13 protein-coding genes are annotated in these 14,698 nt (G+C 47.1%); all 13 read right to left on the bottom strand.

The window, feature by feature from the left end; all coding sequences use genetic code 11:
• Nucleotides 1-10: 10 nt before the first annotated feature.
• Complete coding sequence (gene tgt / locus M1K58_RS00800) at nt 11-1,144, bottom strand: tRNA guanosine(34) transglycosylase Tgt (protein ID WP_256756765.1); 1,134 nt, start codon at nt 1,142-1,144, stop codon at nt 11-13.
• Between the two features lie 120 nt (nt 1,145-1,264).
• The gene (gene queA, locus M1K58_RS00795; protein ID WP_256758186.1) at nt 1,265-2,338 is read right to left on the bottom strand and encodes a tRNA preQ1(34) S-adenosylmethionine ribosyltransferase-isomerase QueA; all 1,074 of its coding nucleotides are present in this window, start codon (nt 2,336-2,338) and stop codon (nt 1,265-1,267) included.
• A gap of 3 nt (nt 2,339-2,341) precedes the next feature.
• A complete protein-coding gene (locus M1K58_RS00790) occupies nt 2,342-4,468 on the bottom strand; it encodes a SpoIID/LytB domain-containing protein (protein WP_256756764.1) in 2,127 nt (708 codons plus the stop codon).
• A 29-nt stretch (nt 4,469-4,497) separates the two neighbouring features.
• On the bottom strand, nt 4,498-5,475 hold the full coding sequence (gene ruvB / locus M1K58_RS00785; RefSeq protein WP_256758185.1) for a Holliday junction branch migration DNA helicase RuvB: 978 nt from the start codon (nt 5,473-5,475) through the stop codon (nt 4,498-4,500).
• Between the two features lie 60 nt (nt 5,476-5,535).
• Entirely contained in the window at nt 5,536-6,153 is a 618-nt protein-coding gene (gene ruvA, locus M1K58_RS00780; protein ID WP_256756763.1) for a Holliday junction branch migration protein RuvA, read from the bottom strand.
• The gene (ruvC, locus tag M1K58_RS00775) at nt 6,153-6,653 is read right to left on the bottom strand and encodes a crossover junction endodeoxyribonuclease RuvC (protein ID WP_256756762.1); all 501 of its coding nucleotides are present in this window, start codon (nt 6,651-6,653) and stop codon (nt 6,153-6,155) included. Before ruvC ends, ruvA begins: the two co-directional genes overlap by 1 nt.
• A gap of 166 nt (nt 6,654-6,819) precedes the next feature.
• Entirely contained in the window at nt 6,820-7,512 is a 693-nt protein-coding gene (locus M1K58_RS29590; protein WP_256756761.1) for a BofC C-terminal domain-containing protein, read from the bottom strand.
• A 64-nt stretch (nt 7,513-7,576) separates the two neighbouring features.
• On the bottom strand, nt 7,577-9,214 hold the full coding sequence (locus M1K58_RS29390) for a LysM peptidoglycan-binding domain-containing protein (protein ID WP_372339084.1): 1,638 nt from the start codon (nt 9,212-9,214) through the stop codon (nt 7,577-7,579).
• Between the two features lie 245 nt (nt 9,215-9,459).
• Nucleotides 9,460-10,338: a prephenate dehydratase gene (gene pheA / locus M1K58_RS00760; RefSeq protein ID WP_256756760.1), complete on the bottom strand. Its 879-nt coding sequence runs from the start codon at nt 10,336-10,338 to the stop codon at nt 9,460-9,462.
• Complete coding sequence (thrB, locus tag M1K58_RS00755; protein ID WP_256756759.1) at nt 10,335-11,354, bottom strand: homoserine kinase; 1,020 nt, start codon at nt 11,352-11,354, stop codon at nt 10,335-10,337. Before thrB ends, pheA begins: the two co-directional genes overlap by 4 nt.
• Nucleotides 11,355-11,397: 43 nt before the next feature.
• The gene (locus M1K58_RS00750; RefSeq protein WP_256758184.1) at nt 11,398-12,684 is read right to left on the bottom strand and encodes a homoserine dehydrogenase; all 1,287 of its coding nucleotides are present in this window, start codon (nt 12,682-12,684) and stop codon (nt 11,398-11,400) included.
• 63 nt (nt 12,685-12,747) lie between these two features.
• Entirely contained in the window at nt 12,748-13,185 is a 438-nt protein-coding gene (locus M1K58_RS00745; RefSeq protein WP_256756758.1) for an ACT domain-containing protein, read from the bottom strand.
• A 166-nt stretch (nt 13,186-13,351) separates the two neighbouring features.
• Nucleotides 13,352-14,689, bottom strand: a complete 1,338-nt coding sequence (obgE, locus tag M1K58_RS00740; RefSeq protein ID WP_256756757.1) for a GTPase ObgE — start codon at nt 14,687-14,689, stop codon at nt 13,352-13,354.
• Between the last annotated feature and the right edge of the window lie 9 nt (nt 14,690-14,698).

Raw genomic sequence — 14,698 nt, 5'->3', positions numbered from 1 at the left:
CCTCCTTTCTTTAGAAACCGCTATTGTTTTGAGACATTCCGTATTTCTCAAAAAATTCGTCGCGGAAGGTTCCCAGTCTGTCTTCCCGAATTGCCTCACGAACCTGAACCATAAGATTTACTAGAAAGTGTAGATTATGTATGGTCGTCAGGCGGAGTCCGAACATCTCGTCCGCTTTAATCAGGTGTCGAATATAGGCTCTGGAAAAGTTCTGACAGGCATAACAGGAGCATTCCGGATCCAAAGGACTGAAATCGCTGCTGTACTTGGCGTTACGGACCACCATGCGACCTTGGCTGGTCATCAAAGTTCCATTACGAGCGATACGTGTAGGTAGCACGCAATCGAACATATCTACTCCGCGAATGCTTCCGTCGAGGAGAGCATCCGGTGAGCCGACTCCCATCAAGTATCTAGGCTTGTTGCTAGGCAGCAAATGTATGGTCTCTTCCAACATTTCGTACATAAGCGGCTTGGGCTCGCCCACACTCAGTCCACCCATAGCATACCCTGGAAAATCAAGCGAAGTCAAATCTAAAGCGCTCTGTTTACGTAAATCTTTGTGCATACCACCTTGTATAATACCGAACAACGCCTGGTCATCCGGTCGTCCATGTGCTTTAAGGCATCTTTCGGCCCAACGACTCGTCCGTTCAGTTGATTTTTTAACATATTCGTACTCCGCTGGGTAAGGTGGACATTCATCGAAAGCCATAATAATATCGGCTCCGAGATCGTTCTGCACCTGTGTTGCGCTCTCGGGAGTGAGAGATAGCTTGTCTCCGTTAATATGCGAACGGAATTCTACACCTTGCTCCGTAATTTTACGCATTTCACTTAAGGAGAACACTTGGAATCCGCCGCTATCGGTTAGAATGGGACGATTCCAGTTCATGAACTTATGCAGTCCACCAGCCGCTTTTACAAGCTCATTTCCCGGACGGAGATATAGATGATACGTATTACTAAGGATGATCTGGGCGTTGATTGATTTGAGCTCCTCGGGGCTTATCCCCTTAACGGAAGCTTGAGTACCTACTGGCATGAAGGTAGGAGTATCAATAATGCCATGCGGCGTGTGTAATCTGCCTAGTCTTGCGCCGGTTTGGGCACATGTTTTGATTAATTCATATTTAACTGCCATTCGTGTAGGAGTTCCTTTCGTATAAGGCGATTAGGTAATGCTAGTAAGCTTGGTTCCATTGGGAGAAATAGCGAAATGTAGTTCCGCTATTCACGTCCACACCGTTCTTAGTGGATCCCCCTAAGAAATAAACATTGCGTCGCCGAAGCTGAAGAATCGGTATTGCTGTGCAACTGCCTCATTGTAAGCATTAAGGACATGATCTCGTCCTGCAAGGGCGCTTACAAGCATGACTAGCGTCGAGCGCGGAAGATGGAAGTTCGTGAGAAGAGCCTTCACCATTGTGAACTTGTAACCGGGATAGATAAAGATATCCGTCCAACCGTTACAAGCCTGAATCGGCTCATTCTGATATCGTTGACCAATGGTCTCAAGCGTTCGAGCCGATGTCGTTCCGACAGCGACAATCCTTCCACCGCTCTCACGAGCTTCATTGAGAAGCGCAGCGCTCTCCTCACTGACGGAGTACCATTCTGCATGCATCGCATGCTCTTCGATCGTATCTGCAGATACAGGTCGGAACGTCCCCAATCCAACGTGTAGCGTAATCGGACAAAGCTTGATCCCTTTGGACAGTAGCTGCTCCAAGAACGAATCTGTGAAATGAAGTCCAGCAGTCGGAGCGGCAGCCGAGCCTTCGTTGCGAGAATACACCGTTTGATAACGCTCGCGGTCGGACAACCGTTCTTTAATATATGGTGGAAGTGGCATCTGTCCGAGTCGTTCCAACAGCTCGTTGAATATTCCTTCGTACTCAAAGCGGATAATACGCGCTCCCATGTCTCCTTCTTCTTCAACGATTGCGGAGAGTAACGGTGTTGGATTCACAGCGTCATCAACGTTCTCCGTCTGCTCCGAGCTTCCAAAGCTTAGCCTCGCACCTTTATGAATCTTTTTACCTGGGCGAACTAAGGCTTCCCAACGATCACCTTCAATCCGTTTGAGCAATAATAGCTCAACCTTGGCACCCGTGTCCGCTTTGACGCCGAACAGACGTGCAGGAAGTACCCTTGTATCATTGAGTACAAGTGTATCTCCCGGCTTCAGGTAGTCCGCTAAATCTGTAAAAGTCCGATGTTCAATTTTACCGTTGTTCCGGTCTAATGCTAAGAGTCGTGATGCAGTCCGCTCAAGGAGTGGAGTTTGAGCAATCAATGACTCAGGTAATTCAAAATCGTAATCGCTAACATTCATCATTTAAGCATCCTTTTCGATGGTCACATTCTTATAGTAGTATTGCAGGATATATTGGTAGTCATACCCTTGTTCAGCTAACCCTTTTGCACCCCATTGAGACATTCCTAAACCATGACCATAGCCTTTCCCTGAGAAAACAAAAGTTGGAGTCGTGGTCGCAGCTCGTAAATTCCCGTTACCATCCATAATATAAACATTGGGATCCGTTAAAGCCCGTTTATTCCCATCGCTACTGATGACTTGAAGCGTTCCAGCCTGATTGGGAATGTCACGTTGCACTCCGGTTCCATTCATAATCGTATAACGTCCCGTCTCCTCCAGGGAGAACAGCGTGCTTTTCAATCCTCCGAGTGCCCCACGTAAATTGTCTCCGACTCCTACATTAACAGCTATCCCGTTTGCCTTCACTTCTGTTACGCGCCCTGAAGGACCTGTCTTAGATATTTCTAGCGTCCGTAACGGTCCGGCTATCGGAGTTTTGGAGCGTTTGTTTAAACTGACAAGCAATTGATCTGCAGTCGTTGGGGCTTCCACCCAACTATAATCCGAGTACTCTCCCACTTTGTCTAGCTCAACGACAAGAGTTCCTGCTCCAACACGAGCAATTGGTTCGACTGTAGATACGACCTGCGGTCTTGAGCGGACGGCCGTACCCTCTTCCAATACTTTCAACACTTTCGCTCCGCTAACATGAGCCTGCCCACTGTCTGTAAGCAGATCTGAGCGAATATATCCTGCTTGACCTGAAGGAAGAGCAACATAATACCAGTCCAGCTTCCCTTTCTGAGGCCCATCGTCTGGACTTAAGACGCCTGATGCCAAATAGGAGTTGTCACCGCCCCAAATCTCAATATTATTATCGGCAGTTATCCCTCCCGCGTTCGATGAGAAAACGGCATTTATGACTTTACCTCCAGATGTCAGAACTTCGCCTGCAGTCTGCGATACTCCAGCAGTGGAGTTTGCGTTCTCTGAGCTAATTCCGTAATAAGCCTGGCTAAGAGTCGTATCCACAACGTTCGCGATCTGATAACCCACACCTGCAAACAGTGCATATGAACGCGCGGCAACAGCTTGCGCTTTCTGCGCTTCCAGCGGCCAGCTCGAAGGAACTTCGGTTCCAACGACAGAGTATAAGTACTCTTCAAAATTGACATCGTTGATTACAGCAAGAGACTGATTTAGTGCACTCATTTCCATACTGCCTCGATAAATTCTTTTACTCCGCTCAGTAAGCTGAATGCCACCTGCACCCGCTGGCTCCGCCCTAAGAACGGCGCCCCCAACGAACGAGATAGCAAAGAGAGAAGCGGTCGAACTGACTCCACCTTGATTCGTCATACTGTTACGTACAGTCACATATGGTTCAGACGCATCAGGAATGCGTGTATTCCCCTCTCCAACCGCCGCAGCGGCTTGCTGCAATGCGCTAAGAGATAATGCATCCTTTTCCTGACCAATACGTACAACGTAGGCTAGAGCGCCATTCTGCGGCTTCATCGCTACGAAAGCATCCAAGCCAGCGTTTCCTAGACGATCCGCTGCAGCCTGCGCCTCTGCTAGTCCATAATAAGGACCTGTTTCGACTGCCCAAGGTCCCATAATTCGAGCACTAAGTAATGTTTGTATTCCTGAAGCCACTCCTGAACTAGCCCACTTTGTTAGGGCAGAATTCGCTCCAGCAGCAGTCGAATACGCCCCTTCTGTTACTTGGTATACGATTTTTCCGGATTTGGTTAATTGGGTTATGTACACCGCATTAGAAGAGGCCTGCACCTTCTTCATCACTGTAAGTGCCGCATTTGAATCCGCAGTTTCAACAATAAGCGCACGATAACCATCAAGCGTGAATTGAACACCCTGCCCCGCAGGAACGATACCAACAGGGAAGCTTCCCTGCGGATCACGCCATACGAGATTCATTCCCCCTGCTGATTGTAATGTCGCAGTTGGAGTTAAAGATTGATACTTATTCGCACCCAAGTTAATAAAGAATGCTACCCGAATATTATCCGGAACATTAATCGCGGCATGAACAACGATACGCGTTGAGCCTGACGTTACTGCGATTAGAAGAAGAACCAATAATAAGATCCGAGAGTACGAGTGCTTAACATTTAGCGTCATCCTGTTCTCCTCCGTCGTGGCTAGTCTGATTATCCATTTAGCTCTGGGATCGGTAATCCTAGATGTCGGTAGGCAGCAGCCGTTACAATTCTACCTCGTGGTGTTCGCTGGAGAAATCCGATCTGCATCAGATACGGCTCATATACATCTTCGATCGTTTGACTTTCTTCTCCGATAGAAGCAGCGATTGTATCCAACCCTACAGGCCTGCCCCCATAATTCTGAATCATGGAACGAAGCATTTTATGGTCAATACTATCTAGTCCCATCGGATCGACTTGAATTCGTTCTAATGCGTCCAGAGCGACAACATCTGTAATGACTCCGTCACCTCTAACCTGCGCGTGATCTCGTACTCGCTTGAGCAGCCTATTGGCAATCCTTGGTGTCCCTCTAGCACGTCTAGCAATCTCTCGTGATGCTTCTCCTACCATTCCTACTCCGAATATTTCTGCTGTTCTTGTCACAATAAACGCAAGCTCGTCCTCAGTATAGAATTCCAACCGGCTCACGACCCCGAACCGGTCTCTTAAGGGTGCCGATAGCAACCCCGCACGCGTCGTCGCGCCAATTAAAGTAAACTTCGGCAAATCCAGTCGAACTGAACGGGCACTTGGTCCTTTACCAATGATGAAATCTAACGCGAAATCTTCCATTGCAGGATACAATACTTCCTCGACTGTACGGTGCAAGCGATGAATTTCATCAATGAAGAGAACGTCGTTCTCTTGCAAATTGGATAAAATCGCCGCTAAATCACCTGGACGTTCAATAGCAGGTCCACTAGTCGTCCGAATATGAACGCCAAGCTCGTTAGCGATTATGTTCGATAAGGTTGTTTTCCCAAGTCCCGGCGGACCATACAAGAGCACGTGATCCAATGGTTCACGCCGCATTTTAGCAGCCTCTATGTAAACCTTAAGATTTTCCTTTGCTTGCGTTTGACCGATATATTCTGCCAAATAACGAGGGCGCAGGCTGTATTCTACCTCTTGATCTTCCATCATTAAATGGGAGGTAATGATACGGTCTTCATCCACGATTCCAACCCCCTTCTCTCTAGCAAATTATCCTTGGAATAATTGCTGGAGCGCTTTCTTGATCAATACATCCGGGGATTCCTCACCGGTTAAGTTATCCTTCAATACTAACCATGCCTTATCAAGCTCCGCATCCCGATAGCCAAGACCAGCCAATGCTTCACGCGCCTCAGCCCAAGCTGAAGCATTATCAGCAGTCGATGCCACTTCAAACTCTACTAATGGTGCAACATCCCATTTACTATTAATAGATCCCAGCTTGTCTTTCAGATCCAGAATCATTCTTTGGGCTGTTTTTCTACCGATTCCCGGGAGCTTAGTTAAGAAGGTGATATTCTCTTGCTGGATAGCCGCTACTACAGCTTCAGGACGACCACCCGCAAGCACACCCAACGCCACCTTAGGACCGATACCAGACACTTCTAGCAATCTACGAAATAGGGACTGCTCATCACGCGTCGTAAATCCGAATAAATGAATCGCGTCCTCGCGAACATTGTGGTGAACAAATAATTGTACAGGCTCTTCCGAACGTGCCAGCGCATAAGGATTCGGCGTAAATACTCGATACCCGATATCGCGAACATCGAGCACGACATATTCACTTTCAAGATGAACAACTTTTCCCCGTATAAAATCGATCATTAGCGTATCACTCCGTTTATTCTGTCATTTAGGACGATGGAGTGGGCGTGGCAGATCGCAACTGCGAGAGCATCGGCAACATCGTCTGGCTTTGGAACTGTAGATAATTTCAGCAGCATCTTGACCATTTCCTGGACTTGCTTCTTCTCGGCAGCACCGTACCCGACAACCGCTTGCTTAACCTGCATTGGCGTATATTCCCCAATCGTCAATCCCCGCTGTGCTGCTGCTAAAATGAACACACCTCGCGCTTGTCCTACACTGAAAGCATTAGTCACATTTTTGTTAAAAAACAGCTTTTCTACTGCTACTGTATCGGGCTTATATTTATCTAGCAAACTACAGGATGATTCATAGATTTGCTTCAATCTAATTTCCTGTGGTGTTCCCGCCTCGGTCTGGATACAACCATATTGAACGGGTGTCAATTTGTGTCCTTCTTTGTCAATAAACCCAAATCCCATAATGGCTATCCCAGGGTCGATTCCTAGTACTCGCATGAATCTGATCCCTCACTCTTCACTTTACATGACATAATTCTTTTAATTATATCAAATGTTACCCCCTATGAGAACAGAAGGAGAACACAAATAAAGAAGAATCTCTTCATAATCCAAAAAGGCCAACTTTGGCCTCTTGGAGTTACTCTTATTAGGATTGTTACGGTTACGGAACTGACTTCAATGAATTCAAGCTTGCAAACTCATTAAACGTTGATAGCACGCTGTTATACTCGTCCTTATCCGTTACGCGAATGCCCTTGGTCAATTCTCGAAGTCGTTCCTCATTCAAGCGTGACTCCAGCATTTCAATATCCAATTGGAAAAATGTACGGATCACCTTTTCCTTCTTTGGAGGACCATCGAACAAAATCAGGTTAGCATCCTTATCCATTCCGATATAGGCGGTCTTACTACATTGCGGGGATAAATCATCGATGGACTCCTCCATCTGCAATTTCCCCAACGTGTCAAGGCTCGCTTCCCACTCGCGGTGAGATTTCAGAAGATTCTCTGCCTCCGTCGCGGAGTGCTTCCCTAGATGTCGAGTTTCTTCCCCGCATAAGTAGGTCCGGTGAAGAATGAGTTCGACCTGTCCCTTCCACCCTCTTAATGCATTTAGCGTTTTCTCACGAGATGATGCATTTGGGGCAACATTAGGGTTGTCCACCCAAGCGGGAACCGATTCAATTGGCAGGATCACCTCTGAAGAAATCCCCGTAACAACACGATCAGCAAGCCATGAACCAAGCAATGCAGCGAGTAGAAATAAAGTGAAGCCCGCTCCAAGAGACCACACATGGCGACGTTTTCTCTTTAACGATTTTTTAAGCTCCTTAAGGATACGAAAGCGAGACACCGGAATCCCCTTCTCTGCTTTTTTCTTTAGTGTTTCCTGGGAATTCCGGTGCTATGCACTTATTTTACCATTTAATCCAAGGAACGCTTTCCCTCTGCTTAGGCTTATTGTTCCTCACTGCACTGAGCCTAGGCTTAGGTTTAGCTTGCCGCTTCTTAGCTGTGGTCGCTTTAATCAATATCTCTGTCTCATTCGGATCAGAACGTTCATCTGTACCAGCCTCACTTAAGGGACGCAAGCCTGGCATTGGAGGCATTGGTGGTATTGGTGGGAATCCTCCATAGAAGTTCTGATTCTGCGGATTAGCATAATAGCTTTGGAAGCCATCCGATACCGGACTATAGCCTACGGGTATATCCCCCATTGGCATACCATAATAGGCAGGATTAACCGCTTGCTGCATATTTCCTAATGAGCCAGTTGTGAACGGAGATACTCCATAAGGAACTCTTCCATCTGGGTAGCCCATTCCTGGATAGTTACCAGCATACGGCACTTCACCCATATTCATATTTACAGGTGCCTGATATGAAATCCGCCCGCCGCAGGTTTTGCAGCCGGAGGCCGTCTTCCCACTTGCCATCATCATTGGAGTGGAAATCCCAGGTACTCTTGTTGGATCATCAGGAGGGCTATAGGAATAATCCTGGTGTCCGTACAAATCACCCATGTTTCCGGCAATTGTGCCCCCCAACGGGTTAATCGCTTGAGGATTCCCGTGACCGTGACCATGTCCATGCCCGCAACCACAAGGCTTCTGCGAAGTAGTCTCAGGACTAATGTTCGGCTGCTGCATGCCATATCCGTACCCTGGATAAGCCGACTCGGCTCCTACGACTGGCTGCTGCATCCCGTATCCGTAGCCCGGATAAGCCGACTCCACCCCTGCGACTGGCTGCTGCATGCCATATCCATAACCCGGATAAGCTGACTCCACTCCTGCAACTGGCTGCTGCATTCCGTACCCGTAGCCCGGATAAGCCGACTCCGCTCCTGCGACTGGCTGCTGCATTCCATATCCATAAGATGGCGCGTTGTAAGTAGGATACGGCATTTCTACCTGATTAGCGGCCTGAACTGGAGGAACCTTATACGAATTGTACATTTCAACATGTTCATGGATTTCAATACCATAGATCGGCTTCGATTCAGCGATTGGCGCTACAACAACCGGCGCTGGTGCTGGTGCTGGTGCTGGTTGAGGAGCAGGAGCTTGCACGATAGGTGCCACTTGCTCAGGTACAGGAGCTGTGTTTGCTTTTCCACCCGTCCCCATCTTCATGCCCGTGTTTACCTTGCCCTGCACAGAACCTCCCTGCACAGAACCTCCCTGCACAGAACCTCCCTGCATAGCCGCTTCTGTAGAGTTTGATCCATGAGGCGTTTTGGGAATGTTAACCACTTCACCTGTCAACAAAGCATTCGGGTTTTTAAGCTGGGGGTTAGCCTTGATCATATCCGTAAGCTGTATTCCCCATGCCTTGGACAGCTTCCACAAAGTATCGCCCTGCTGTACGATATGATGGTGAATGACTTCCAAAGGTGGCTTAGTTTGCGAAGGGATTTTCACCTTCATCCCTACATCAATCACGTCGGGATTACTGATTTCAGGATTCGCCTTGACGACATCCTCCAGATGTACATTGTATTTCTTGGCGATCGAATACAGCGAATCCCCTTGTTTAACGATATGGATCTTCACGCCGTTCCCTCCTGATGAATTGACTTAGTTCACGAGCGGGCATTTGCCCTCGCGCAATCTTTACATCCTATGCAGGTAATGGGCGTTTGACATCCTTTATTGAGAAAAACCACTGTAACGGCTTTAAGACAGCTTTTACAACCCCAAAGCTAAGATAATAAATACAAATCTGTACAACAAAAATCCGACAGCCCATAATCTGGCGTGCCGGAATGTGTTGAATAAATAGAGTAGAATGGATTGAGTTAATCCTTCACGAAAGGCAAGCTAGGATATGCCCCTAATAGACGAACCTGACAACCAATCGCTTCGATCTCGGCTATAGCTGCTGGAAGTAGAACGGAGTCCAGTGCATATACGATATCGATGTAGAAGTAATAGCTCCCTAACTTCTTCTTAGTAGGGCGCGATTCAATCTTGGACAAGCTAATCTTGCGCCAAGCGAAAGCGGACAACACTTGGTGGAGTGCTCCTGGATAATCTTCTGGTAACGTAATCAGGATACTCGTCTTCTGTACCTGAGCATTCTCTTTCTCGTACGGTGTATTCCCAACAAGCGCAAACCGTGTGAAGTTATTATCATGGTCTGTTACACCGGCTTCAAGAACTTCAAGCTCCAGATCTGCTGCCGCCAAACGCGTTCCAAATGCCGCCCAGCCCTTACCTGGATTGTTCTTGACCATCCGCACAGCTTCAGTCGTGCTACTCAGTGTCTCCAGCTCCGCATGAGGCAGCTTTCCACGTACGAATTGTAAGCACTGCGCCATGGCAACCGGATGGCTCATGACCTTCGTAATCTTACTCGCGTCCCATTGCCCATCTTCACCTGCTAACTCGCTAGCAGATCCAATCAGATTCTGAATTGACGGATAAACCCACTCTGCACGAATGGGCAAGTCCACTTCATGGACAAGCCAGTCAATATGCAAACTTACAGAGCCGTCAATCGTATTTTCAATCGGAATAACGCTCCAGTCTGTATGACCATTAGCCGTCGATTGAAAAACATCCGCAATCATTTTACAATAAACGAATTCCACATCTTCATTGCGAAATAAGTAGCGTACCGCTTCGTCTGAAACCGTACCTTGGGGCAATAGAGCTACGGATTTACGCTTGCTCATACGCTCACCTCCGCTTCAATATTTCCCAATATTTGTTGTGGCTCCAGATGATAGTTGGGGTCGTTCGCGTCTACTAGTTGAACCTGTGGTCCATGTAAGTAAGGCTCCAACCAGCGCGTTGTAACTTTAACCCCCGCCTCGGCCATAACCTCTTGTACGAACGCAATCAGCTGCCCATTACCGGAGAGCTCACTCCTTGAAAGCAGTAGTAAAGTCGGACCAGCACCAGATAGAACGGCACCTAGAGCACCATGCTCGGTTGCTTCGCGTAGAATCTTCTCCATACCTGGAATCAGCTTAGCGCGATAAGGCTGATGTAGACGGTCTCTCATCGCATGGCTTAATAAATCCAATCTACCCATGGCTAGCGCTGCAGTTAACAGGGAGCTATGTGTCACGTTAAAAACAGCATCCTGTAACGAAATTTGTTCCGGAAGCACGTTTCGGGCTTTTTTCGTCGACAACTCGAACTCTGGAATAGCTACTAGCACATCCATCCCAACCGGCGGTTCAATTCGAACATACTCCGCTCTTGTGCCGTCCCATGCCGCAGCAATAATGCCTCCGAACATAGACGCACCCACATTATCAGGATGCTTCTCAAGCTCTGTTGCCATCTGAAACAGCTCGTCGTCGGATAATGCATTGCCAATTAATGAGTTGGCCGCAACAAGTGCTCCAACGATCGCGGCTGCACTGCTACCTAGTCCTCTTGTAAGAGGAATGTCACTCCGAATTCCAATATCTAGCTCTGGAAGCTCAATCCCTGCTTTAGCAAATACGGCTTGAGCGACCTCATACACTAAATTTGTTTTATCTTGTGTGACGCCCTCAAGATTGTCACCTACCAATGTAACGCGGGTCGATGTTGCAGGTGCCATGCTTACCCAAGCGAATAAAGACAAGGCTATCCCGAGTGTATCGAATCCTGGACCTAAATTGGCTGAGCTCGCAGCTACCTTGACGACAACTCGACCGGATATCACTTTACCCATATTTCCAGCTTCATAACGCATAACAATGCTCCTTTAATGCAGTAGTAATCAAATGAGGAAGGGATTAACCTTCTACGCGATAAACACTTTTGATCTTCCGAACAGAGGATAAGCCTTCAAAAGCTTCCAGTACCTTATTCATCGAAGCTTTGCTTGCTTGATGTGTAATAATAATGATCTCAGCACTCGATTGATTGGGTGCTGAAGGCTGCATGACCGATTCGATACTGACCTCACAGTTCGACAATACTTGTGCGATTTGGGCCAGTACACCCGTGCGATCATCCACATGAAGCAATAGGAAAAACTTCGATGATATTTGTTCGTCTGTCTTCAATTTCACGACATTGTAGGACAGCTGAGCTTGACGACCATTTACACCAAGCTTCATATTTTTAACGACAGCCACGATATCTGCGACAATTGAAGTCGCCGTTGGTAATTCCCCGGCGCCTGCTCCATAGAACATCGTTTCGCCAACCGCTTCACCGTGTACATACACAGCATTAAACACTCCGTTAACAGTTGCAATTGGGTGACTTTGCTTAATCATCGTAGGTTGAACACTGACGCTAATATGATCATCTTGACGTTCTGCAATACCTAGAAGCTTCACTTCATATCCAAGTCGTTTGGCATATTGAATATCCTCTTGAGTCACATTGCTTATGCCTTTGACACTAATGTCGTCTAACGAAACGTTCGCCCTGAAGCCTAACGTAGATAAGATCGTCATTTTGCGTGCAGCATCAAGTCCTTCTACGTCCGAAGTCGGATCAGCTTCTGCATATCCAAGCTCTTGAGCTTCTTTAAGCACATCTGCATATGCCGCGCCTTCTTGGCTCATCTTTGTCAAAATGTAGTTAGTCGTACCGTTGACGATGCCCATAATCTTCGTAATCCTGTCTGAAGAGAAGCCTTCGACTAGAGTACGGATAATCGGAATCCCACCCGCTACGCTTGCCTCGTATAACACGTCACAGCCATGCTCACGTGCTTTCGCCAATATTTCTGGTCCATGAAGTGCCATTAGGTCTTTATTGGCTGTTACGATATGCTTGCCACGTTCCAGTGCTTCCAATATATATTCTTTGGTCAAAGCAATTCCACCCATAACCTCGACAATAACGTCAATTTCAGGGTTACGAACAACTTCCCAAGGATCTTCAGTAAGCTTGGAAGCATCGATTGAGATGCTACGAGTCTTAGTGCGATCTTTGACTAAGATTTGTACGATAGAGATCGGAGAACCTACTTGGTTAGACAAATCCTCTTGGTGACCTTCCACGATTTTAACAACACCTGTACCAACTGTGCCTAATCCAAGCAATCCTACTTTAACCGACTTCATCATTGTTCCTCCATTTCCATCTATAGCGATATTCTAATATTTAGGAATGAGTTTAACAACTGCTTAACTACGTCCAACAACGGTTACCCGTTTGACACCATCTAATGAGCGAAGCTTCTCCAACAGTTCCGTTAATGCTCCGTTAATGAGCGAGATATCGATAGATACGACAACATTAGCCATCCCTTGTAGGGGAATGGACTGGGATATCGTCAATACGTTACCCTCGCTAAATGCTAGCATACCGAGCACCTTTGATAGAACGCCCGAACGGTGTTCTAAATCCATTGACAAAGTTGCAATAGATTCGCGAGAAGCATGCTCAAGTGCGTAAACACCATCTTTGTATTTGTAATATGCACTACGACTTAAGCCCACTCGTTCAGCCGCTTCATGAATCGTAGCCGCTTCGCCGCGTCTTAGCAGCTCTTTCGCTTGCTCCGTCTTAAGTATGCCTTCCGGCAGCAAGTCCTCTCGGACGACATAATAACGTTCCGCCATAATGCGTCCTCCCAGGAAAGACGAATGTTTGTGTATAGTGGACATTATATCGAATTGACGATCAGGCGGCAATAGGCAATGTACACTTCAATGAAAGCTTCAACGTATCAAATTCCAACAAAAAAACCAGCCCCCTAAGAGAAGACTGGTCATGGTAGTTGAATATCTACTCTTTGTCGTACACGTATTCATCGGATCCGCCTTCGAAAAACTCAAATTCGAATTTACCAATTCGAATCAAGTTGCCGTCTTTGGCCCCACGCTTACGTAACTCTGCATCAATACCGGCGCCACGCAATATCCGACCGAAACGCATAATCGCTTCATAGGAATTAAATTGCGTCCGTCTCATCAATCTTTCGATCGCTTCGCTCTCAATAACGTAAACCTCGTTGTCTCTTGTAATCTTGAAATCAAGATCGCCAGAGGATTGGTAGCGATAAACGATGCCTTCCTCTGCTTTAGCCTGCTTCTCGAGCTCTTCGATTTCCGAAGGTTCCGGCAAGGATTCAAGCAGATCGGCAACACGATGAAGCAATTCATTTATACCTTGCTTCGTAAGTGATGAGATCGGCATGATCACGATGTCTGGATTAATTTCGCCAACTTTCTTACGAAACTCAGCCAGATTTTCCTCCGAAGCAGGCATATCCATCTTATTGGCTGCGACAATTTGTGGACGATCAGCAAGCTTAATATTATAAAGCTTTAGCTCGTCATTGATTTTAACCCAATCCTCGAAGGGATCGCGCTCTTCCATACCCGACATATCTACGACATGAACGATGATTCTTGTACGCTCAACATGTCTTAGAAATTCATGTCCAAGACCGACTCCTGTATGTGCGCCTTCGATCAATCCTGGTAAATCAGCCATGACAAAGCCACGTTCGTCACCCAAGTCTACTACACCTAAGTTGGGTGTAATCGTCGTAAAGTGATACGCTCCGATTTTAGGCCGAGCTCCGGAAACAACTGACAATAAAGTTGATTTACCTACGCTAGGGAATCCAACCAGTCCAACATCAGCCATCACTTTAAGCTCCAGAGTTACCCAGCGCGCCTTGCCTTCTTCGCCGTTCTCCGCAATTGCTGGAGCTGTATTTACCGCGCTCTTAAAGCGGATATTCCCTCTCCCACCACGGCCGCCTTTAGCGATAATGACCTGTTGACCATGACGAGTCAAATCTGCGATTTTTTCCCCTGTATCATCATCAACGACAATTGTTCCGGGGGGCACACGAACGATCATATGGTCCGCGTTAGCGCCATGCTGCGATTTGTTACGACCTTTTTCACCCTTGGTTGCTTTGAAATGCTTCTGATAACGGAAATCCATTAGCGTCCGCAAGCCTTCATCAACCTTAAAAATAACGTGACCGCCGTTGCCGCCGTCTCCGCCCGCTGGTCCACCTTCGGGCACATACAATTCTCTGCGGAAAGAAACGAGACCGTCTCCGCCATCTCCGCCTTTAACAAAAATCTTCGCTTTGTCAACAAACATGTTAAATCA

It is taken from the genome of Cohnella sp. WQ 127256, assembly GCF_024519285.1.
Classification (GTDB): Bacteria; Bacillota; Bacilli; order Paenibacillales; family Paenibacillaceae; genus Cohnella.
The sequence above is the reverse complement of the archived record's forward strand: the minus strand, read 5'-3'. Positions and strand labels throughout refer to the sequence as shown.